General features: G+C 71.4%; 17 protein-coding genes. 10 read left to right on the top strand and 7 right to left on the bottom strand.

From position 1 onward, the window contains the following. Nucleotides 1-299 precede the first annotated feature (299 nt). The 6 genes from AB0C04_RS15820 (at nt 300) to AB0C04_RS15845 (ending at nt 11,430) form a co-directional block, all read left to right on the top strand. Complete coding sequence (locus AB0C04_RS15820) at nt 300-3,332, top strand: S8 family peptidase (RefSeq protein WP_357054233.1); 3,033 nt, start codon at nt 300-302, stop codon at nt 3,330-3,332. A gap of 95 nt (nt 3,333-3,427) precedes the next feature. Next, nucleotides 3,428-5,890, top strand: a complete 2,463-nt coding sequence (locus AB0C04_RS15825; RefSeq protein WP_357054236.1) for an AAA family ATPase — start codon at nt 3,428-3,430, stop codon at nt 5,888-5,890. Nucleotides 5,891-6,100: 210 nt separating this feature from the next. After that, nucleotides 6,101-7,648 (top strand): multiple monosaccharide ABC transporter ATP-binding protein, encoded by a 1,548-nt coding sequence (gene mmsA, locus AB0C04_RS15830; RefSeq protein ID WP_357054239.1) that lies wholly within the window; start codon nt 6,101-6,103, stop codon nt 7,646-7,648. Beyond that, nucleotides 7,645-8,943, top strand: a complete 1,299-nt coding sequence (gene mmsB / locus AB0C04_RS15835; protein ID WP_350874960.1) for a multiple monosaccharide ABC transporter permease — start codon at nt 7,645-7,647, stop codon at nt 8,941-8,943. Before mmsA ends, mmsB begins: the two co-directional genes overlap by 4 nt. 43 nt (nt 8,944-8,986) lie before the next feature. Next, complete coding sequence (locus tag AB0C04_RS15840) at nt 8,987-10,087, top strand: sugar-binding protein (RefSeq protein ID WP_350874962.1); 1,101 nt, start codon at nt 8,987-8,989, stop codon at nt 10,085-10,087. A 113-nt stretch (nt 10,088-10,200) separates the two neighbouring features. Then, nucleotides 10,201-11,430, top strand: a complete 1,230-nt coding sequence (locus AB0C04_RS15845; protein WP_357055257.1) for an ROK family transcriptional regulator — start codon at nt 10,201-10,203, stop codon at nt 11,428-11,430. Between the two features lie 33 nt (nt 11,431-11,463). On the opposite strand, the gene AB0C04_RS15850 is transcribed toward AB0C04_RS15845, so the two are convergent. Then, on the bottom strand, nt 11,464-12,525 hold the full coding sequence (locus AB0C04_RS15850) for a PQQ-dependent sugar dehydrogenase (RefSeq protein ID WP_357054244.1): 1,062 nt from the start codon (nt 12,523-12,525) through the stop codon (nt 11,464-11,466). Between the two features lie 227 nt (nt 12,526-12,752). Next, the gene (locus AB0C04_RS15855; protein ID WP_357054247.1) at nt 12,753-13,451 is read right to left on the bottom strand and encodes a TetR/AcrR family transcriptional regulator C-terminal domain-containing protein; all 699 of its coding nucleotides are present in this window, start codon (nt 13,449-13,451) and stop codon (nt 12,753-12,755) included. A 108-nt stretch (nt 13,452-13,559) separates the two neighbouring features. Here AB0C04_RS15855 and AB0C04_RS15860 point away from each other — a divergent pair, with 108 nt between their 5' ends. After that, the gene (locus AB0C04_RS15860) at nt 13,560-13,778 is read left to right on the top strand and encodes a hypothetical protein (RefSeq protein WP_357054250.1); all 219 of its coding nucleotides are present in this window, start codon (nt 13,560-13,562) and stop codon (nt 13,776-13,778) included. Nucleotides 13,779-13,872: 94 nt separating this feature from the next. Here the strand turns inward: AB0C04_RS15860 and AB0C04_RS15865 are convergent, their stop codons facing one another. Beyond that, nucleotides 13,873-14,649, bottom strand: a complete 777-nt coding sequence (locus AB0C04_RS15865; RefSeq protein ID WP_357054252.1) for a cytochrome c oxidase assembly protein — start codon at nt 14,647-14,649, stop codon at nt 13,873-13,875. A gap of 56 nt (nt 14,650-14,705) precedes the next feature. Next, nucleotides 14,706-15,257, bottom strand: coding sequence for a DUF2243 domain-containing protein (locus AB0C04_RS15870; protein WP_357054255.1), 552 nt, complete (start codon nt 15,255-15,257; stop codon nt 14,706-14,708). A 579-nt stretch (nt 15,258-15,836) separates the two neighbouring features. Between AB0C04_RS15870 and AB0C04_RS15875 the strand changes: the two genes are divergently transcribed. Then, nucleotides 15,837-15,995 carry a hypothetical protein gene (locus AB0C04_RS15875; RefSeq protein ID WP_357054258.1) on the top strand — a complete coding sequence of 53 codons (159 nt, stop codon included), beginning with the start codon at nt 15,837-15,839 and terminating at the stop codon, nt 15,993-15,995. Nucleotides 15,996-16,074: 79 nt separating this feature from the next. Here the strand turns inward: AB0C04_RS15875 and AB0C04_RS15880 are convergent, their stop codons facing one another. Beyond that, the gene (locus tag AB0C04_RS15880; RefSeq protein ID WP_357054261.1) at nt 16,075-16,599 is read right to left on the bottom strand and encodes a YetF domain-containing protein; all 525 of its coding nucleotides are present in this window, start codon (nt 16,597-16,599) and stop codon (nt 16,075-16,077) included. An 820-nt stretch (nt 16,600-17,419) separates the two neighbouring features. On the opposite strand from AB0C04_RS15880, the gene AB0C04_RS15885 reads away from it, so the two are divergent. Continuing rightward, nucleotides 17,420-18,259: a manganese catalase family protein gene (locus tag AB0C04_RS15885; protein ID WP_357054264.1), complete on the top strand. Its 840-nt coding sequence runs from the start codon at nt 17,420-17,422 to the stop codon at nt 18,257-18,259. A gap of 331 nt (nt 18,260-18,590) precedes the next feature. On the opposite strand, the gene sthA is transcribed toward AB0C04_RS15885, so the two are convergent. Continuing rightward, a complete protein-coding gene (gene sthA / locus AB0C04_RS15890; RefSeq protein WP_350874991.1) occupies nt 18,591-19,994 on the bottom strand; it encodes a Si-specific NAD(P)(+) transhydrogenase in 1,404 nt (467 codons plus the stop codon). A gap of 166 nt (nt 19,995-20,160) precedes the next feature. Here sthA and AB0C04_RS15895 point away from each other — a divergent pair, with 166 nt between their 5' ends. Continuing rightward, nucleotides 20,161-20,802 (top strand): hypothetical protein, encoded by a 642-nt coding sequence (locus AB0C04_RS15895; RefSeq protein WP_357054267.1) that lies wholly within the window; start codon nt 20,161-20,163, stop codon nt 20,800-20,802. A 43-nt stretch (nt 20,803-20,845) separates the two neighbouring features. On the opposite strand, the gene AB0C04_RS15900 is transcribed toward AB0C04_RS15895, so the two are convergent. Then, nucleotides 20,846-21,595 carry a glyoxalase gene (locus tag AB0C04_RS15900; protein WP_357054270.1) on the bottom strand — a complete coding sequence of 250 codons (750 nt, stop codon included), beginning with the start codon at nt 21,593-21,595 and terminating at the stop codon, nt 20,846-20,848. Nucleotides 21,596-21,600 lie beyond the last annotated feature (5 nt).

Below are 21,600 nucleotides of genomic sequence, written 5' to 3' on the forward strand. Positions count from 1 at the left end.
GGATTCGGAGCCGCGCCGCGACCGGATGGGTGGCGGGACGCCTCCGCCGCGTGCCGGGGCGCCCCGACGCCGGCGTACGCCCGCCCCGGTAGGCCGGCGAAATGACGCGCAAAGTACCGCTGACGTTACGAGCTTGTTTCCGAGATGACGGTTGGGTTACGAGCGCTTCTCGATGATCGATGCCGATCCTACGTTTTCGGCCACCGTCACCAGTCGGGGCGGCCGGCACCGAACGTGGAGGGCTACACGTGCCAATACCGAATACGCAACGCCCCGGACGGACCAGGCGCGGGGTCAGCATGCTGGCCGCCGCAACCCTGGTCGCGGCCGGCCTGACCAGCCTGGGCGGGGGCGCCGCCGTCGCCGCCACGCCGGCCGGAAGCGGGCCGACCGTTCGCTACCTCGTCCAGCTCGACGACGAGCCGCTGGCCACCTACACCGGCGGCGTCGCCGGGATCGCGGCGACCAGGCCGACCCGCGGCGCCAAGCTGAACCGCAACTCCGGTAGCGCCCAGGCGTACCGGGAGCACCTGCGCCAGCAGCGCGCCGACGTGCTGAAGTCCGTGGGCGTGCCGGCCGGTCAACCCCGGGTCACCCTGGAGACCGCGTTCAACGGCTTCGCGGTGGACCTCACCGGGCCGCAGGCGGCCCGGCTGCGGGCCACCCGGGGCGTGCGGGCGGTGTACGAGAACCGCACTGTGCACGCCGCCACCTCGCACACCCCGGACTTCCTCGGCCTGACCGGCCCGCGCGGAGCCTGGCGGCAGCAGTTCGGCGACGTCGCCCACGCGGGCGAGGGCATGATCGTCGGGGTCATCGACAGCGGCTTCTGGCCGGAGAGCGCGAGCTTCGCCCCACTGCCCAGCCCGCGGCCGGACCAGGCGGTCATCGACGCCAAGTGGAAGGGCACCTGCGACGTCGGCACCGAGGCGCCGGTCACCTGCAACAACAAGGTGATCGGGGCACGTTGGTACAACGACAGCGGGATCGCCGAGGCGTTCCCCGACGAGTTCTCCTCCCCCCGCGACCGCAACGGCCACGGCACCCACACCGCCAGCACCGCCGCCGGCAACCACGGCGTACCGGCGAAGTCGGGCACCCAGGACCTCGGCATGATCTCCGGCATGGCGCCGGCCGCCCGGCTCGCGGTCTACAAGGCGCTCTACGACACCGGCGCCGGCTCGGCGAGCGGGTCGGAGATCGACATCGTGCACGCCATCGACGACGCGGTCGCCGACGGTGTCGACGTGATCAACTACTCGATCGGCGACGACAGCGAGCGGTTCGGCGCGATCGACGCGACGTTCTTCAACGCCGCCGCCGCCGGGGTCTTCGTCGCCGCCGCCGCCGGCAACGCCGGCCCGACGGCCAGCACCGTCGACAACTCGACCCCGTGGGTGACCACGGTGGCGGCGAGCACCACCGACCGGCAGCACACCCGGACGCTGAAGCTCGGCAACGGCACCACCATCACCGGGTCGGGCATGGGTGCCAGCGGCGTCGGACCGGCGCCGCTGGTCTTCTCCAAGGAGAACGGCCCCAACCCGAGCGACACCTACGCCGCCGAACTCTGCGCCGACGACTCGCTGGACCCGGCCAAGGTCAAGGGCGCCATCGTGCTGTGTCTGCGCGGCGAGTTCCCGCGTACGGACAAGAGCGCCGAGGTCGCCCGGGCCGGCGGGGTCGGAATGGTGCTGTACAACGACTCGCTGAACTCGCTCAACGCCGACGTGCACACCGTGCCGACGGTGCACATCAACGAGGTCGACCTGGCCACGGTCAGCGCGTACGTCGCCACCGGCAACGCCACGGCGAGCATCTCGGCCGCCACGTTGGAGACGGTGGAGGCACCCGGGGTCGCTGCCTTCTCCTCGGCGGGTCCGTCCAATCTGAACGCCGGTGACCTGCTCAAGCCGGACATCAGCGCCCCCGGACAGGACATCGCCGCGGCGTACTCGCCGTCCGCCGGCGGTAACGACTTCGCCCTGGAGTCGGGCACCTCGATGGCGGCTCCGCACATCGCCGGCATCGCCGCCCTGCTGCTGGCCAAGCACCCCGACTGGTCCCCCGCGACGGTGCGCTCGGCGCTGATGACCAGCGCGGTCGACACCACCGACAAGGGCAATCCGATCAAGATCGGCAGCTACGACGCCACCCCGCTCAACTACGGCGCCGGCCAGGTCCGCCCGGGCAGCGCGTTCGACCCGGGCCTGGTCTACGACTCCGGTCCGCAGGACTGGCTGCGCTACCTGTGCGGAGTCGCCGAGCGCGGCACCGAGTACAACGTGGAGCTCGACGGCTGCGACCAGATCGGCGTGCTCGACACCGCCCAGTTGAACTACCCGTCCATCTCGCTGGGTCGGATGGTGGGCAAGCAGACGGTCAGCCGGACCGTCACCAACGTCAGCGACAAGACCAGCACCTACACCTCCTCGGTGCAGGCCCCGCCGGGTTACACCGTGAAGGTCACCCCGGCCAAGCTAAAGATCCGCCCCGGCCAGACCGCCCGCTTCTCGGTGCAGGTCACCAACACCGGTGGCGCGTTCGACACCTGGGTCGACGGCGCGCTGACCTGGCGCGACCAGTTCCAGCACCGGGTGCGGATCCCGCTGGTCGTACGCAACGCCGGGCTGATCGTTCCCGACGCGATCACCGGTGCCGGCACCTCCGGCAGCGTCCGGATCGCCGCCGAGGTCGGCTACCGGGGCCGGTTGGTCTCCGGGCTCATCGGCCTGACCGCGGGCGCCAGCAGCACCGTCGCCCTGCACGGCGACGGGCCCTCCTGGGACTGGAGTTCGTCGAACAACCTGCCGGTGCCGCTGCCCGCGTCGATCCACAAGAGCACGGTGCACGTGCCGGCGGGCACCCGCACCCCGCAGGTGCGGGTGACCTCGCAGCTGCCCGTCTGCTCCCACATCGACTGGGAGGACGAGGAGGGGGTGATGGCGTGCACGGAGTTCAGCGTGAACGTCTACGACCCGGCCGGTAAGTTCGTGACCGCCACGGTCAGCGGCCGCGCCGGTGCCACCGTGACGCTGCCCGAAGGCGCCGGGGACTACATCCTCGTCGTCGAGCAGGAGTTCGTCGAGAACCTGCCGGCGGGGCAGGACGGCGACACGTACACCATCACCACCTACCTGCCGGGCGCGCCGGGCACCGCCAGCGGCAAACTCACCATCGACCCGAAGCAACGCAGCGTGCAGGCGGGTGCGACGGCGAACCTGACGTTGCGCTGGTCCGGGCTCACCCCGGGGCGCCGCTACATCGGGTACGTGGAGTTCGGCAACGGCAACGGTCCACTGAAGACCGTGCCGATCACCGTCCAGTCCTGACGGTGCCGCCGAGCCGGACCGGCCGTGTGACCCAGGTCACCGGCGGTCCGCCGGCCGGCCATCGGACGCCGTCGGGGTGATCTGCTCGCCCCACGGTGATCGACAGCGGCGAGGACAACGTGCGGGGCGGCGGGGTTCCAACCCCGATCCGCCCCGCACGCCTGCGCGGACCCGTCGAGTTCGTCGGACGGGCGGCGGAGCTGGCGCTGCTGCGCCGGCTCGTCGAGGCCCCACCGTGCCTGGTGCTGCTGGAGGGCGAGCCCGGCATCGGCAAGAGCCGGCTGGTCGCCGAACTGCTCGCCGGTCTGCCCGGGCGCCACCTGGTCGGCGAGTGCGACGACGTGCCGGAGCCCTTCCCGCTCGGCGTGCTGCTGGACGCCGTCCGGGCCGGCGCGGATCACCTCGGCCCGCTCAACCCGGTGGCCGGCGCCCTCGCGCCGCTGCTGCCCGAGCTGGCCGAGGCACTGCCCCCCGCGCCCGCCCCGCTGACCGACCCGGCGGCCGAACGACACCGGCTGCTGCGGGCCGTCGCCGCGGTGCTCGCCGCGCTGGCCCCCGCCGTGCTGGTGCTGGAGGACCTGCACTGGGCCGACCCGGCGACCTGCGACCTCCTCGCATACCTGGGCAGCCACCCGGTGGACGGCTTGGCCGTGGTGCTGACCGCCCGTACCCCGGCGCCCGGTGGCAGCACGCCGATCCACGAGGCGCTGGCGCGTACCCCGCCGTGGGCGGTCACCCGCGTGCCGCTGGGCGCGCTCGCCGCCGAGGACGTCCGTCGGCTGGCCGCGCGGACGCTGCGGCTGGACGATCCGCCGCCGGAACTGACCGCCACCCTGCTCGAGCGGACAGCCGGCATCCCGTTCGTGGTGGAGGAGGTGCTGCGCACGCTCGCCGAGCGGGGCGGTGACCCACTGGCCGACGAGAGCGTCCCGTTCGTGCTGCGTGACGTGCTGCTCTGGCGGCTGCGCCCGCTCGACGAGGCCACCCGGGAGGTGCTCGGCGCGGCGTCCGTGCTGGGCCTGGTGCCGGACCAGCGCGTCCTCGCCGCCGCGCTCGGCCAGGACCGGGCGGCGGTCCGCACGGCGCTGACCGCGGCTCACCGGGCGGGGCTGCTGCACGACACCGGGGAGGGGCTGCGCTTCCGGCACGACCTGGCCCGGCAGGTGGTCTACGACATGGTGCCCCGGGACACCCGGGAGTGGCTGCACCTGCGCGTGGCGCGGGTGCTGGAGCGGGAACTGCCCCGGCCGGTGGCCCAACTCGCGCACCACTACCGGCTGGCCGGCAGCGGCGCCGACTTCGTCCGCAACGCCGAGGCCGCCGCCGACCTGGCCACCGAACGCGGGGACGACGCGACCGCCGCCGGTTTCCTGCTCCAGACCATGGCCGTCGCCGAGTTGCCCCGACCGGTACGGGCACGGCTCGCCGGCAAGCTGGGCCGGTCGGCCATCGACGGACTCAGCCAGGCCGAGGCGATCCCGGTGCTGGAGCGGCTGCTCGCCGACCGGCGGCTGCCGCCCGGCGCCCGGGGCGAGTTGGGTCTGGTGCTCGGGCGGATGTTGCGCCAGCAGGGTGAGGCGCTGCGCGGGTACGCCGAGATCGAGCGCGCCGTGCCGTTCCTGCGGGCGCCCCGGCGCCGGGCCCCGGCCCTCGCGGTGCTGGCCGCCCCGGACACGGTGGTCGGCCGGCACGTCGACGACCACCTGGCCCGCTGCGCGGAGGCGGAAGCCGCCGCGGTCACCAGTGGGGATCCGGCGGCGCACCTCGCGGTCCGGATCGCCCGTGCGTCGCTGCTGCTGGAGCTGGGCGATCCGGCGGCCTGGGCGGTCATCGCCGAGCTGCGCGCCTCGGTGGAGCTGACGGAGCGACCCCGGGAGCACGCGCGGGCCTGCCTGAACTGGGCGCAGGGCGCGCTGCACGCCGGGCACCTGGAGCAGGCCGCCGCGCTCCTGGCCAGCGGACGGGAGCTGGTCGAGGAGACCGGCTACGAGCGGCTCGCCGCCCTGGTGGAGGCGACCGAGCTGTCGCTGGACCGCGCCGCCGGGCGGCTGGACGGGCTGGCGGAGCGGCTCGCCCGGCTGGTCGCCGCCGCCGAGCGGATGCCGGTCACCCTGCTCGACGCCCGGGCCGAGCTGGCCACCGTGCTGGCCCGCACGGCCACCGGCGCAGACGTGGCGCGGGCCGAACGGGCGCTACGGGAGGTGATCACCGACGCGCGGCGGGTCGGTGCGATCTGGCCGCTGGTGCAGGCGCTCTCGGCGCTGGCCCGGCTGACCCTCACCGGCCGCCCGGAGGAGGCCGCCCGGCACGCCACCGACGCGTTGTCGCTGGTGCGGGCCAAGGGAATCTGGGCGTGGGCAGCCGAAGCCGTCCTGGTGCTGGCCGAGGCAGCCGCGGCGGCGGGAGAACCGGAGCGGGCCGCCCCGGCGGTGGCCGACCTGGCCGCCGGCATCCAGGGTCGGGACGCGCCGGCGGCGCTGGTCGTGCTGAGCCGGTGCCGGGAACTTCTTCCCGCCCGGGGGCCCATCGACGGCGTACACGGTGTTTCCGAAATGTGACGGAGAGTACGCGGCCGAGGGCCGCGCGGAGGCTCTCGGCACGTGGCGCGGACAGCAGCCCGGAGTAGCCTCTATTTCCTGGTTGTTACTGAAATGTTGGCCCCCGCGCTTGCACAAGATCCTCCGGCTGAATAGGTTGCCGTCGGCAACAAAAGCAGGTGCGGGCCAGACCCCTTCGGAGAGATCATGACATTGGCGAGGTGGTGAACGATGAGCGAGGCTCCTGTCCTCCTGGAGATGCGCTCCATCACCAAGGAGTTCCCCGGGGTGCGGGCCCTCTCCGACGTGAACCTTGCGGTACGCGCCGGTGAGATCCACGCCATATGCGGCGAGAACGGCGCGGGCAAGTCCACGCTGATGAAGGTCCTCAGCGGGGTGTATCCCTACGGCAGCTACGACGGCACGATCGTCTATCGAGGGGCGGAAAGTCGCTTCTCGGACATTCGGAGCAGCGAGCACGCGGGCATCGTGATCATCCACCAGGAGCTCGCGCTGATCCCGCACATGTCGATCACCGAGAACATCTTCCTCGGCAACGAGCCGCGCAAGCGCGGCGCGATCGACTGGAAGGCCGCCAACCGGATGGCGCTGGACCTGATGGCCCGCGTCGGCCTGGAAGAGGACCCGGACACCCTGATCAAGGACATCGGGGTCGGCAAGCAGCAGCTGGTGGAAATCGCCAAGGCGTTCGCCAAGGACGTCAAGCTGCTCATCCTGGACGAGCCGACCGCGGCCCTGAACGAGGAGGACTCGCGGCACCTGCTCGACCTGCTGCGGGGCTTCCGCGAGCGCGGCATCACCTCGATCATCATCTCGCACAAGCTGAACGAGATCGAGGCGATCGCCGACCGGATCACCATCCTCCGGGACGGCCAGACCGTCGAGACGCTGGACGTCAAGGCCGACGGCGTCGACGAGGACCGCATCGTGCGGGGCATGGTCGGCCGGGAGCTGCACAGCCGGTTCCCGGACCACACGCCCAAGATCGGCGAGGTCTTCTTCGAGGTCCGCGACTGGACCGTCCGGCACCCGATCTCCGCCGAGCGGCTGGTCGCCAAGAACTCGAACTTCGTCGTACGTCGCGGCGAGATCGTCGGCTTCGCCGGCCTCATGGGCGCCGGCCGTACCGAGCTGGCCATGAGCGTCTTCGGCCGCTCCTACGGGGTGTACGAGGCCGGGACGATCATCAAGGACGGCAAGGAGATCGTCCTGAAGTCGGTGGCGGACGCGATCGCCAACGGGCTCGCGTACGTCAGCGAGGACCGCAAGGCGATCGGCCTGAACCTGCTCGACGACATCAAGATGTCGACGGTGGCGGCCAAGTTGTCGAAGATCACGCATCACGGCGTGCTCAGCGAGGTCGACGAGTACCGGGCGGCCGAGGCGTACCGCCGGGACCTGCGGATCAAGGCTCCGACGGTCGACGAGGGCGTCGACAAGCTCTCCGGTGGCAACCAGCAGAAGGTCGTGCTGGCGAAGTGGATGTTCACCGACCCGGACCTGCTGATCCTCGACGAGCCGACCCGTGGCATCGACGTGGGCGCCAAATACGAGATCTATGGCATCATTCAGCGGCTCGCCGACCAGGGGAAGGGCGTCGTCGTCATCTCCTCGGAGCTGCCTGAGCTGATCGGGATCTGCGACCGCATCTACACGGTGTCCGAAGGCGCCATCACCGGCGAAGTCGCCCGCCAGGACGCGAACCCGGAAACCCTCCTCAAGCTGATGACCTCGACTAAGAAGATGCAGACACGATGAGCCGACTGAAGGAACTCCAGAAGAACCTCTTCGGAGGCACCACCTCCAACGCCCGCCAGTTCGGGATGATCTTCACGCTGGTCGCGATCGTCGTCCTGTTCCAGATCTGGACGGACGGGCTGACCCTGCGGTCGGACAACCTGATCGCGCTCTTCCAGCAGAACTCGTACATCCTCATCCTGGCCATCGGCATGCTGATGGTGATCGTCGCCGGGCACATCGACCTCTCGGTCGGCTCGATCGCCGCCTTCACCGGCATCCTGGTCGCCAAGGCGATGGCCGAGTGGAACCTGCCCTGGCCCGTGGCGATCCTCTTCGGCCTCGCCATCGGCGCGATCATCGGCGCCTGGCAGGGGTTCTGGGTGGCCTACATCGGGGTGCCGGCGTTCATCGTCACCCTGGCCGGCATGCTGCTCTTCCGCGGCGGCAACCAGTTCATCGGTAACGCCAACACCATCCCGGTGCCCGAGGGCTTCCGGGTGATCGGCTCCGGGTTCCTGCCCGAGGTCGGGCCGAACACCGGCTACAACAACCTCACCCTGCTGCTCGGCCTCGCGGGCTGCGTCGCGGTGGTGTGGCGGGAGCTGTCGGCGCGCAAGACGCGCCGGGACATGAACGCCGATCCCGCGCCGATGTGGATCTCCATCCTGCGGATGGCGGTCATGGTCGGTGTGCTCGTCTTCGTCTCGCTCCGCTTCGCCAGCGGTCGCGTCGGCACGAGCTTCCCGGTCTCCGGCATCATCCTCGTGGCGCTGGTGATCGCCTACTCCTTCTACACCCGCAACACCGCGGGCGGCCGGCACATCTACGCCGTCGGCGGCAACTTCCGGGCGGCCGAGCTGTCCGGCGTGAAGCTCAAGCGGGTCAACTTCTACGTCATGATGAACATGTCCGTGCTGGCAGCGCTGGCCGGCATGATCTTCGTGGCCCGTTCGGCGGCCTCCGGGCCGCAGGACGGCAACGGCTGGGAACTCGACGCCATCGCCGCGGTCTTCATCGGCGGCGCGGCCGTCTCCGGCGGCATCGGCACCATCAGCGGCTCGATCGTCGGCGGCCTGGTCATGGCCGTGCTCAACAACGGTCTGCAGCTGATGGGCGTCGGCACCGACCGGGTCCAGATCATCAAGGGCCTGGTCCTGCTGCTGGCGGTCGCCCTCGACGTCTACAACAAGCGGCAGGGACGCTTCTCGATCATCGGAAGCCTCACCCGCTCGTTCCGCCGCGACACCCCCGCGGCACCACCACCGACGTCCGACGCGGACCGCGAGCCCGCCAAGGCACCAGTGGCCGGCTGACGCCGACCACTTCCCTCACCACCAAGAAAGGCACCCAACCCTCATGCGCAACATCATCGGCAAGGCGGTGGCCGTCGGCGCCATCGCGGCGCTTGCCCTCACCGCCTGCGGCTCCGGCCGCGACGAGGGCACCAGCGGCTCGGGCTCCGAGGCCAAGGGCTTCCCGGCCAACTCCCTGATCGGTGTGGCCCTGCCGGCCAAGACCTCGGAGAACTGGGTCCTCGCGGGCGACCTCTTCACCAACGGTCTCAAGGAGGCCGGTTTCCAGGCTGACGTGCAGTACGCGGGCGCGTCGACCACGGTCGCCGACCAGCAGGCGCAGATCACCGCCATGGTCACCAAGGGCGCCAAGGTCATCGTCATCGGCGCGACCGACGCCGCGCAGCTGTCGACCCAGGTCGCCGCTGCCCACGCCGCCGGCGCGAAGGTCATCGCCTACGACCGGCTGATCGTCAACTCGCCGGACGTCGACTACTACGTCGCGTTCGACAACTTCAAGGTCGGCCAGCTCCAGGGCCAGGCCCTGCTGGACGGCATGAAGGCCAAGAAGCCGAACGGCCCGTACAACATCGAGCTGTTCTCCGGCTCGCCGGACGACAACAACGCCAAGGTCTTCTTCGACGGCGCGATGGACGTGCTGAAGCCGGAGATCGACAAGGGCAACGTGGTCGTCGCCTCGAAGCAGACCGACGTCAAGCAGACCGCCATCCAGGGCTGGAAGGCCGAGGGTGCGCAGGCCCGTATGGACCAGCTGCTGACCTCGACCTACGGCAACAAGGAGCTGGACGGCGTCCTCTCCCCGAACGACACCCTGGCCCGCGCGATCATCACCTCGATCAAGGGTGCCGGCAAGCCGGTCCCGGTGGTCAGCGGCCAGGACTCCGAGGTTGAGTCGGTCAAGTCGATCATGGCTGGCGAGCAGTACATGACGATCAACAAGGACACCCGGAACCTGGTCAAGCAGACCATCGAGATGGTGAAGGCGCTGCAGGCCGGCAACAAGGCCGAGGTGAACGACACCAAGTCCTACAACAACGGCGTCAAGGTCGTCGACACGTACCTGCTTCCGCCGGTCGCCGTCACCAAGGCGAACGCGGCCGAGGCGTACGCGAACGACCCGAAGCTCTCGCCGCTCACCAAGTAAGCACCGCACCACGACGTCGGGTCCCGGAGATCTCCGGGACCCTTCGTCGTACTGGCGCACGGTGAACGACGTGGCACCGGACGAGAGGCGGCTCGAACGTGCGGCAACGTGTGCTGTCCGGGGTCCCCCGGGACGGTCGAGACCCGGGCTCGCCGACCGCGCCGGCGCTCGGCGCCAGCCAGGAGGAGACCCGTCGGCAGAACCTGGGCGCCGTGCTGCGCCACGTCCACCTGCACGGGCCGACCAGCCGGGCCGAGTTGACCAGCCGGCTCGGCCTCAACCGCAGCACGATCGGAGCGCTCGCCGGCGATCTCGCCGCCGTCGGCCTGGTGACCGAAGAGGCGGCACCCACCACCGGCCGTCGCGCCGGCCGCCCCTCGCTCGTGGTGAGCCCCCGCTCAGGCCGGGTCTACGCCCAGGCGTTGAGCATCGAGGCGGACCGGCTGCGCGCCGCCCGCATCGGCCTCGGCGGCCGCATCCTCGACCTGCGGGAGGCCGACCGACCGCCCGGCATGTCCGCCGTCGACGCCGTCGGCGCGCTGGCCGCCCTGGTCCGTGAGATGGAGCGCCTCGTCGAGGCGGACAGGGTCTGCGTTGGCGGCGCCGTCGCGGTGGCGGACGCCACCCGCTCCGCCGGCGGACGGGTCCGGATCGGCGGGCCCGACGAAGCACTACGCGCCGAGGTAGCGGCCCAGTTCGCCGACGGTCCCGCCGTCGTGGCCGGCGACCTCGCCGACATCGCCGGCCTCGCGGAACACGCCCGTGGCGCGGCGGCCGGCAGTGACGATCTCGTCTATCTGCACGGTGGCCCCGGCGTCAGCGCCGGCATCATCGTCGGCGGCCGGCTGGTCGTCGGCCACCGTGGGCACAGCGGCAAGGTGGGCCACATGGTCGTCAACCCGGACGGGCTGCCGTGCTGGTGTGGCTCGCGCGGCTGCTGGGAGACCGAGATCGGCGAGGCGGCGCTGCTGCGGCACGCCGGCCGGCACGCGGACGCGCCGGGCGCGGTCGCCGAGGTGCTGCGCGCGGCGGTCAGCGGTGAGCCCACGGCCAGCGCGGCGGTCGACCACGTCGCCGACTGGCTCGGGTTCGGTCTGGCCAACCTGATCAACGTGATCAACCCGCACACCGTCGTGCTCGGCGGCTCCCTGCGTGCGGTCCACGCCGCCGGGACGGGCACCGTACGCCGCCGCCTGGACGAACTGGCCCTGCCCACCTCGGCTCCGCGCCAGGTGCGGCTGCGACCGGCGGCGCTCGGCCGCGACGCCGCCCTGATCGGCGCCGCCGAGCTCGCCTTCGACCAGTTGCTGGCCGACCCGCTCAACGTCGGCGTCCCCGGCTGACCGCTGCGGCCGCCCGACGCCGGACGGCGCTGCTCACCACCACCAGCCGAGCCGAGGCGGGAACCGCAGGATCCGGTCGTCGCCGGCGGCCGGGGCGCCCCGACCGTCGCGGTTGCTGGTCACGACCCAGAGCGATCCGTCCGGCGCGGCCACCACCGTCCGCAGCCGACCATAGGTGCCGACGAGCTGCGCCGTGGGGGCGCCGGCACCGCCACCGCCGTCGAGCGGCACCACCCACAGCCGGGTGCCGCGCAGGGCCGCGACGTAGAGCTTCCCGCCCACGATCGCCGCGCCGCTGGGCGAGGACTCCGCGGGTCGCCACGTGACGATCGGGTCGCGGAAGCGCGGATCCCCGGAGACTCCCTCGACGACGGGCCAACCGTAGTTGCCGCCGGGCGCGATGCGGTTGACCTCGTCCCAGCTGCTCTGACCGAACTCGGTCGCGTAGAGCCGGCCCCGCCGGTCCCAGGCCAGGCCCTGCACGTTGCGGTGGCCGAGGCTGTAGACCAGGGACCCGGCGATCGGGTTGTTCGAGGGCACGCCGCCGTCGGGTCGCATGCGCAGAATCTTGCCGTTGCGGCTTCGGGGGTCCTGCGCCGTGGCGGCCTGCCCGGCATCGCCGACGCCCGCGTAGAGCATCCCGTCGGGGCCGAACGCGATGCGTCCGCCGTCGTGCACCGCGGCCCGGGCGAGCCCGGTGAGAATCGGCTGCTGCAGCCACGGCGCGCTGAGCCGGAAGCGGACGATCCGGTTGTCGACACTGGAGGTGAAGTACGCGTACACGTAACGGTCGAGGCGGTAGTTCGGCGAGACCGCCAGCCCGAGCAGTCCGGCTTCGCCGGTCGCGGCGACGCCGGCGATCTGCGCGACCGGCCGAGGCGCCGACCCGCGACGGACCTGCAGCACCCGCCCGCTGTCGCGCTCGCCGACGAGCGCGCTGCCGTCCGGCAGGAAGGCCAGTCCCCAGGGCGCTTCGAGGCCGGTGGCGACGACCGTCGGTCGGGTGAAGTCGAAGCCCCACCAGCCGTACGCATCCGCGCTCGCGGATCCGTGGGCGTTCGCCGAGGCGGGCAGCCCGGCGACGCTGACGCACACGGCGAGGACGATTCCAGCGACAACACCGCGTCTTCTCACGCCACACCCCTGGACCAGCTCGACAGCCGCCGGTCGATGCCGGCGTCGCCCGCCTGGCCGGGACCGACGGGCACGCGACCAGCGTCGACGTCCCGCCGTCACGGCATCGTCACCGCGGCGGCCAGGGCATAGACGCTCCCGTGCCCGGGGCGGGCCGGGCGGTGCAGCTTTCCCGGCGCGGTCGGCGCCTAGCGGGGTGCGGTCGCCAGGATGGCTTCGAGGCCCCGTTCGAACAGCTCGTCGTCGCTCCACCGGGCATCGTCGAGGTGGCCGGAGGCGTCGAGGGTCGGATAGGCGGTGGGGTCGGCCGCGATGTGTCGCCGGGCCGCCGCCCGGGCCTGCGGGTCGGCGGTCCGCCGCCAGGTGGCTTCGGTGACCGCCGCGCCGATCACGTAGTTGGCCAGCAGGCGGGTGGTCACCGCCAGCTCCAGGGCGGTGCAGCCACCGCGGACCAGTGCCGCCTGGAGGAACTCGGTGCGGGCGAGCACGTTGGGTCCGAGCATCGGGCGCCCGATCAGACCGGGCGCCCAGGGGTGACGGAGCATCGCCGCGCGCCAGTTCCGGATCAGTGCGCGTACGTCGTCTTGCCAGTCGTCGGTGGCGGCCGGGAGGCGCACCGCGCCGAAGATCTGGTCGACGGCCAGGTCCAGGACGTCATCCTTCGTCCGCACGTGCCAGTAGAGCGCGGTCGAGGTGACGTCGAGCAGCTGGGCGAGGCGACGCATGGTCAGACCGTCGGTGCCGTGCTGGTCGAGCAGCGTCACCGCCGCGTCGACGATGCGGTCCCGGCTCAGCGGCGGCGTACGGCGCGCGCGGCCGCTCTCCGCGCGGAGCCACACCGAGGTGGCCCCGCCGGGCGGCCCGGTCTGCTGGCTCTTCTCTGTCACCTCGCCACCCTAGTACAGTGCTCAGTCAGGTTAACGGCGTTAAGTTAAATGATCGACGTACAGCTGCGGCCGTCGTCGCGGAACGGGAGGGGCCCAGCAGTGCCTCTGGTGCGGATTCAGCTGGACAGCGACCGGACCACCGCCCGCCGGGTCCTCGAGCTGCATCGGGCCGGAAGGATCCACCGCGAGTCCCGGGACGCCGCCCGCGCGGAGGTCTGGCGTCTCGGGCGGACGCCGGCGGGTGAGCCGGTCTTCGTCGGCGTCACCAACGGCGTGCCGGTTCGGCTGCTCTACGACGTGGAGGTCTACCGGGACACCGTCCCCTGACGGCGGTGGCGGCAGGGCCAGCCGCGGGTCCGGCGGTCGGCCTGGGGGGGGGTGACCTTCACCGACCGGTGACCGGTCCGGGCGACGGCGGCGGTCAGATCCGCGCGGGCCGGTAGCCGGGTGCAGTGTCCGCAACCGGCTGGGGCCTACGACCTGGGCGCCAGGTGGCGACGAGCGCGGCAGCGAGCAGGAGTTCGGCGATGTCGCCGCCGTAGTACATGATTTCCGCGCCACCCTGGACCTCGGCGACCGGGGCGTGGATGTCGATCCAGTACCCGCCGTACATCAGCTGTGAGATGACGGCGTGCCCCGCGATGGCCAAGCCGAGGCAGACCAGGCGGGTACGGACACCGGGCCGGGCGGGTGCGGGGTCGGGTCCGGCGATGACGTAGGCGAACAGGCAACCGCTGAGCAGGAAATGGGCATGCAGCAGCCAGTGCCCGGCCGGGTGCGTCGCGGCGTGGTGGAGCGGGGTGAAATAGAGCGGCACGAGGCTGCCGGTGGAGAGCAGCAGGGCGGTGGCCGGGTGCGCCAGTAGCCGGGCCGGGCGGCTGTGCAGCACGGCGGTCAGCGCTCGACCGCGGCGCGCGGGCAGGGTCCGCAGCAGCAGGGTGACGGGGGCGCCGAGCACCAGAGCGATCGGCGCGTACATGCCGATGAGCAGGTGCTGGGCCATGTGCGCACGGAAGTCGGTGTGGGCGAGCGGCGCGACGGGCGGCAGGAGCGCGACGGCCAGCAGGGCGAGCCCGGCCGCGAAGCTGGCCGTCCGCCACCGGCTCCAGCCCAGGACCGGATTGCGGCGGCGGGCCCGGCGGGCCAGGTAGCCGTACAGCTGGGCGGCCAGGAGCAGGGCGACGACAGGAAGCAGCAACTCGGGGAGGCTGCCACCTGCCCCGTGGTCGTGCCCGGTGTGCGTCCCATGCCCCATCACGCGTGCCGTTCAGCCTGCCGGGCGGCGGGATCGTAGGGCTTTCCGCTGCGCTGGAGCAGGTAGCCACCGATGAGCAGCAGCGCGCCCAGCACGAGAAAGCCGATGTCCCACCACAACTGGTGGGGGCCGCCGTGCACGTGGTGGATGCCCAGGATGTGGTGGTCCAGCACGCCTTCGACGAGGTTGAACAGACCCCAGCCGGCCAGGATCCAGCCCCACAGCACCCGCGAGGTCCACACCCGGCGGCGGTTCTCGGTGACCCGGGCGTAGAGGACCGCCAGGCCGACGAGTACCGAGACCCAGCACACGGTGTGGAAGATGCCGTCCCACAGGGTGTTCATCTCCAGCCCGGAGACCGTCTTCGGGTTGTAGTACCGCACCCCGATGTTGTCGGTGTTCGTGCTGTTCAGCAGGTGGTGCCACTGGAGGAGCTGATGCAGCAGGATGCCGTCGACGAATCCGCCGAGTCCCACGCCCAGCACGATCCCCGGCAGTCGGAGGCTTGCCGGCGTCCCACCCACCCGGGCCTCGCCCACGGTGCTCGTCATCGTTGCGTCTCCATCGCTTCGCCGCCGCTCGGCGGTCTTTCGCCCGTTCCCGGTGAGAAGCTGGCGAAACGTCGCCGTGCGGCCGCCGCGCACGGTACCGACCCGCCCGGGCACGTCCGCCCGGATGCGCGACCCACCGGGGAGAGGTGTCAGCGAGCTACGCCGACGCCGCCCGGTCGACGAGAGCCTGCGCGACATCGCGCAGCTTGCGGTTGGAATCCTGGGACACCCGAGGATGGCGAAGGCCTGCTGGCGCCGCACCGCCGCTCCCCCATGATGATGCCCTTGGCCTGTTCGATGACGGCGAGGCGACCTCCCCTGATCCCTGCCCGTGAACTCGACAACCGACGCGTGATCGGCGACGCCCACCCGTACGAGCACAAACCGCACGTGGCGAGATTCCGCCGAGTCGCTGGTGCGGTGGGCGACGGAATCGTCCCAGTAGTGCGGCCCTTCGACGCTCGTTGCCGCTCTGAAGGTGGATGTGGCTGCGCACGGGCGTTAGCCACGGGCCGGCGGGGGAAGGCAACTGGTCCACGGGGGTTAGATGGAGACCCCGACACGCATCGGGAGGCTGACATGGCCGATCGCGAGCAGTTGCACGACATGCGCCAGCGGGCTCACAACGCCGGCATCGAGGGCAACTCGAAGATGACCGAGAGTCAGCTGCGGGATGCCTTGAAGAGGGTCGGCAAGGGCAGCGATCCCCAGATGGCCAAGCGGCAAGCCAAGGGCTGAGCCAGTCGCACCGAAGACGCCGGCACTCGATTCGAGTGCCGGCGTCTGTATTCCCGGGACCACCTCCGCAGCGAACAGGTCAGGTCCCCCTCCGCCTGCCACGCCTGTGGTGCGGGGTGTCGCCATTGCGGACGATGACGCTGAACTCTCCGTCGGACTCCATCCGCACCTCGCGCACGTCGGCGAGGTCCTCGACGCCCTGCTGGCGGAGCTGACCGCGCAGCTCCTCCTCCGTCACCAGCTCACGGCGCATGTTGCGGCGCAGCATCCGGCCGTCGCGTACCAGCACCAGAGAACCGGGATGAATGATCCTCGCGGCGGCCGGCCAGCGGTAGGCGAGCGCGTCCAGCAGGTACGACCAGCCGATGATCACCGCGACGAGGAGGACCCCGTCGGTCACCGACGTGTAGTCGTCGGACATTCCGTTCTGGGCGGCGTCGGCGATCAGCACGATGACGAGCAGGTCGGTCACGCCGGTGGTGCCGCTCTCCCGCTTGAGCAGGACCCTCAGCAAGAAGAACAGGGTCAGGTAGATGGCACTGCCCCGCGCGACGATCTCCAGCGGCGGGGTGTCGGGAACGACGACCTTCCACCAGTCCGTCACCTCCGGGGGCTACCCGGGTGGCCGTCGGCCATGCGAGGCCGGCTCGGCATACCGCGACACCGGCGCCACCGGCGGCGAGACGCACCACCCCGGTTCGCACGTTTCGCACTGCCCCACTCCAATGGGTGTGACGATCGGGATTCCGGAGAAGTAACCGATTCGGACACGCTGCCGCAGAGAGGGGCCCGAGCGTTGAGGAAGCGGGCAGAGCTCGCCAGCGCGTTCCGGCAGGTGGGCGACGCCCACGCCGAGGAGCCGGACATCTTCCACCTCTGCCAGCAACAGGCGCGACGCTGCGACGCGCACGCCGAACGGCTGCGACCCTTCACGGCCCGGTACGCGCAGGACATCGCCACCGAACCCGACCGGCTGCACTCGCAGCTGTTCACCGGCACCCGGACCGGCGGCCTCGGGCTGCTGCGTGACCTGCAGGACCTCTACCTGATGGCCGCGCGAGTGCGACATCACCTGGACCGTCGTCGGCCAAGCCGCCTACGGCGCCCGCGAGGAGGAACTCCTGGCCGTCGTCAAGCGCTGCGAGGTGGAGACCGCCATCGAGCTCAAGTGGCTGCGCACCCGGATGAAACAGGCCGCCCCGCAGGCGCTCGTCGTCGCCGAGTGATCGCCACTGTCCCCTTCCGGCCCCACGTGCGGGCCCGCCCGGTCATCACGGAGTCGGGTAGCTGAACGGTCGCGTCCGGCCGCTCCCCCGCGCCCGAGCCGGCGCGCGGCTCCGCTGGCCCGGCGGGGCCGCCGGTTGGCCCGGCCAGGCCAGGCGACCGGGTACGAGCACGGTACGCACTTCCACGAGGAGGACACCGTGTTCAGCCACGTCAAGGACCTACAGTTCGAGGCCAAGCCAGACGCCCCCGATGCCGCCTTCGCCCGCCGCCTGCAGGAAGTGCTGGGCGGCAAGTGGGGCGAGATGACCGTGGCCAACCAGTACCTCTTCCAGGGCTGGAGCTGCCGGCTCCCCGGCAAGTACAAGGACCTGTTCCTCGATGTCGGCACCGAGGAGATGGGGCACGTCGAGATGATCTGCACGATGATCGCCCGCCTGCTGGACAGCGCGCCGCTGTCGGTCCAGGAAGCGGCAGCCGAGGACAACCCGATGCTCAGCGCGATCTACTCCGGGTCGAATCCGGCGCATTTCATCCACGCCGGCGGTGGTCCACTGCCGGTGGACAGCAACGGGGTGCCGTGGAACGGCGCCTTCATCACCGCCAGCGGCAACCTGCTCGCCGACTTCCACCTCAACGTCACCGCGGAGGCCCAAGGACGACTTCAGGTCGCCCGGCTGTTCAACATGACCGACGATCCCGGCGTCAAGCAGATGCTGCGGTTCCTGTTGGCCCGCGACACCATGCACCAGAACATGTGGCTCGCCGCGATCGAACAGCTCAAGGAGGACGGACTCGAGGAGATGCCGGTCCCCGAGGCGTTCCCCGACGCCGAGCAGGAGACCGAGTTCGCCTACCAGTACATCAACTTCTCCGCGGGCGAGGAGGCCGCGGAGGGACGCTGGGCCTCCGGCCCGGCCCCGGACGGCAGGGGACAGTTCAGCTACCAGGCGAGCCCGACGGCCCACGCGGACGCACCGATGCTGCCCCCGGCGGACCCCCGGCTCTACGGCACGGCGCCCGGAACATCCCGCAGCTGACCAGCACGAGCACTCGGGCGGGGCAAGATTCCACCGCAAGGCCCGGGCAGTCAGCCGGGTGGCATGGACGCTCGCGGCGCGGGAAGGCGCGCTCCGGGCCGCGGGGGCCACGGCGCCGACCCGCCCACATCCGCACAGCGGGGAATCCGCGAGGGCGAACCTCGTCGCCGGACCACCCATGGCCGTGTTCGACCGGGCCCGGGACGCGGTGCGCGACTGGCGAGAATCGCACCGGGACTAGGCGATCAGGTGGTGGTTGCTGGTTGACGATCTGCCCGTCGCCGTCACCCGGCTCCGATCGGATGCCGTCAGCCAGCCGTCGCGCCGGTCACTAGCCGTCGATCCGGGTGATGTTGCGGATCTTGTTGGAGGCGTCCAGCGCCGCCACCTTGTACGCCTCGGCCAGCGTCGGATAGTTGAACACCGCATCGACCAGGTAGTCGACCGTCCCGCCGCAGCCCATCACCGCCTGCCCGATGTGGACGATCTCGGTGGCGCCGGTCCCGAAGACGTGCACGCCGAGCAGGCGGCCGTCGTCCGGCGAGACGAGCAGCTTCAGCATTCCGTACGAGTCACCCACGATCTGGCCACGGGCCAGCTCGCGGTAGCGCGCGATGCCCACCTCGAACGGCGTCGAGCTCTCGGTGAGCTGCTCCTCGGTCTTTCCGACGAAGCTGATCTCCGGGATCGTGTAGATGCCGATCGGCTGCAGCTCGTGCATCTCCCGGACCGGCTCGCCGCAGGCGTGCTGCGCGGCCAGCCGGCCCTGCTCCATGGACGTGGAGGCCAGCGCCGGGAAGCCGATCACGTCGCCGACCGCGTAGATGTTCTCCACCGCGGTGCGGTAGCTCGCGTCGACCTTGATCCGCCCGCGCCGGTCAGCCTCCAGGCCGGCCGCCTCCAGCGCCAGGTCGTCGGTCTGGCCCTGACGGCCCGCCGAGTACATCACGGTGTCCGCGGCGATCTTCTTGCCGCTCTTCAGGATGCAGAGCGCGGCGGTCTGGTGCTTCTCCACGGCGGCGACCTCCTCGCCGAAGCGGAACGTCACCGAGAGGTCGCGCAGGTGGTACTTGAGCGACTCGACGACCTCTTCGTCGCAGAAGTCGAGCATCCGGTCGCGGCGCTCCACCACGGTCACCTTCGTACCGAGGGCGGCGAACATGGAGGCGTACTCCATGCCGATCACGCCGGCGCCGACCACGACCATGCTGCGGGGCACCGCCTGGAGGTTGATGACACCGTCGGAGTCCACGATCGTCCGGTCGTCGAAGTCGACGCTCTCCGGGCGGGCCGGTCGGGTGCCCGCGGCGATGACGAGCTTGTCGAAGGTGACCCTGGACTCGCGCCCGGAGCCGCCGTCCACCCAGACCGCGTGCGCGTCCGCGAACCGCCCGGTGCCGGTGATCATCACGACCCGGTTGCGGGCCAACTGGTTACGGATGACGTCGGTCTGCCGGCTGATCACGTGCTGGGTCCGGGCGGCCAGGTCGCTGACCGTGATCTCTTCCTTGACCCGGTAGCTGCTGCCGTAGAGATCCCGCTGGCTCAGGCCGGTCAGGTAGAGCACTGCCTCGCGCAGGGTCTTGGAGGGGACGGTGCCGGTGTTGATGCAGACCCCACCGATCATGTCGCGGCGGTCCACGATGGCGACTCGCCTGCCCAGCTTGGCAGCGGCGATCGCGGCCTTCTGACCGCTGGGTCCGGAACCCAGCACCAACAGGTCGTAGTCATACACGAGCGTTAGCGTCGCAAGATGTCGCGGCGCGCGCCAGACCCCCGGCTCTGGCCAGCCGATGCGATCGCCCGGTGACGCGCGGAATCGCCGGGCAGGTCGGGTCGGGGGTGACGGCAGGCGCCACCGGCCCGCGCCTGCCGCGGCGGCGGTCCCTATGATCCGGCGTATGGCGTTGCTGCACCGGGCGGAACTGCACCCGACGAAGATCGAGTTTCTGACCGCGTGGCTTCCCGCGCGCCCCTGGTTCCAGGGCGAGGCGGGCGTCGGCCTCGAACGGGTCGCGGCGTACCGCTTCGACGACCCCGCCGGCGAGGTCGGGATCGAGACCATGCTGGTCCGGGCCGGCGCCGGGCCGGTGCACCAGGTGCCGCTGACCTACCGGGGCGCGCCGCTGGACGGCGCCGAGGCGTGGCTCGTCGGCACCTGCGAGCACTCCGTGCTGGGCCGCCGCTGGGTGTACGACGCCTGCGGTGACCCGGTCTACGCTGCGGCGCTGGCCACCGCGATCCTCACGAACGCCGGCCAGGCGGAGGAGTACTTCGAGCAGGACGGCCGACGCGAGCCTCGCGCGCCGAGCATGGCGATCATCGCGGACGGACCGCAGCAGGCCGACGTTCCGCGGATCGGCTCGATCGAGCGGGTGGCGGACGGCGACCCGACCCGGATCGTCACCGACTCGGTCGAACTGACCGTCGTCCGGCGGCTCGGTGACCACGTCCCCCTGCCCGGCAGCCGGCTGGCCGGCACCTGGGAGACCCAGCCCGCTCCCCTGCCGCTGGCGTACGCCGCGCCGCGTCGGCCTTCCTGACTCGGCGAACGGTACGAGCGGCGCCGTACCCGGCGTCCGCTGATCAGCTCACCTCGGGCAGCCACGGCCCCAGCACGGCAGGGTCGGCGACGGTCGCCCGCACCTGCTCCCGCTCCTCGGCGGTCAACGGGAGCGTCCGGAGTCGGGTGCCCCAGTCCGGCACCCGCTCCGGTTCCCCCAGCCCGATGGACAGGTCGATCAGCCCGGCGAGCGCCAACGCCTGCTCGACGACCGGTGCGCTGTCGCCGTGGCGGCGCAGCCCCGAGTTGAGTGCCCGGAAGGCGGCCAGGTCGTCGGTCTTGAACTCGCGCAGGATCCGCGCGTTGTCGAGGACCCTGGCCAACCCCTGCAACCGCTTCGAGCCGCCGTACTCCAACTCCGCCGGCTCGCCGCGCTGGATGAAGATGATGCTGTTTCCCGACGGGTCGATGAGGGTGAAGCGCGACGCGCCGGGCCGGTAGCGGGTCATCCTCGGTTGGCCCTTGACGAGCACCTTGCCGTAGGCGCCGCGCATCGCCTCGGTGAGCGCCGCGTGGTACGCCGCGACCGCGTCGACCATCACCAGGCAGCCGCCGGTGTTCTCCTTCGCCGGGTCCAGGTCCTTCGGCGCGGAACCGTAGTGCAGGTGCAGACCGCTCCACCGGAACGCCAGGTACACGTACGGCTTCGTCTGCTCGTAGGTCACCTCGAACCCGAGCGCCCGCCAGAACGCCAGGGTCTCCTCCGGCGACACACAGTGCAGCAGCGGCACCGTGGTCTCGTTCGGCTGGACACGATCCTCGTTGGTCGTCATGGCCA

The sequence above is a fragment of the Micromonospora sp. NPDC048909 genome, from assembly GCF_040649635.1.
Lineage (GTDB): Bacteria > Actinomycetota > Actinomycetes > Mycobacteriales > Micromonosporaceae > Micromonospora.

What these genes read in the sequence shown, in the direction of transcription:
- AB0C04_RS15820 (WP_357054233.1), top strand. Translation starts at nt 300, where the DNA reads ATGCTGGCCGCCGCAACCCTGGTCGCGGCCGGCCTGACCAGCCTGGGC.
- mmsA (WP_357054239.1), top strand. Translation starts at nt 6,101, where the DNA reads ATGAGCGAGGCTCCTGTCCTCCTGGAGATGCGCTCCATCACCAAGGAG.
- mmsB (WP_350874960.1), top strand. Translation starts at nt 7,645, where the DNA reads ATGAGCCGACTGAAGGAACTCCAGAAGAACCTCTTCGGAGGCACCACC.
- AB0C04_RS15840 (WP_350874962.1), top strand. Translation starts at nt 8,987, where the DNA reads ATGCGCAACATCATCGGCAAGGCGGTGGCCGTCGGCGCCATCGCGGCG.
- AB0C04_RS15870 (WP_357054255.1), bottom strand. Translation starts at nt 15,257, where the DNA reads ATGACGAGCACCGTGGGCGAGGCCCGGGTGGGTGGGACGCCGGCAAGC.
- AB0C04_RS15875 (WP_357054258.1), top strand. Translation starts at nt 15,837, where the DNA reads ATGGCCGATCGCGAGCAGTTGCACGACATGCGCCAGCGGGCTCACAAC.
- AB0C04_RS15895 (WP_357054267.1), top strand. Translation starts at nt 20,161, where the DNA reads ATGGCGTTGCTGCACCGGGCGGAACTGCACCCGACGAAGATCGAGTTT.
- AB0C04_RS15900 (WP_357054270.1), bottom strand. Translation starts at nt 21,595, where the DNA reads ATGACGACCAACGAGGATCGTGTCCAGCCGAACGAGACCACGGTGCCG.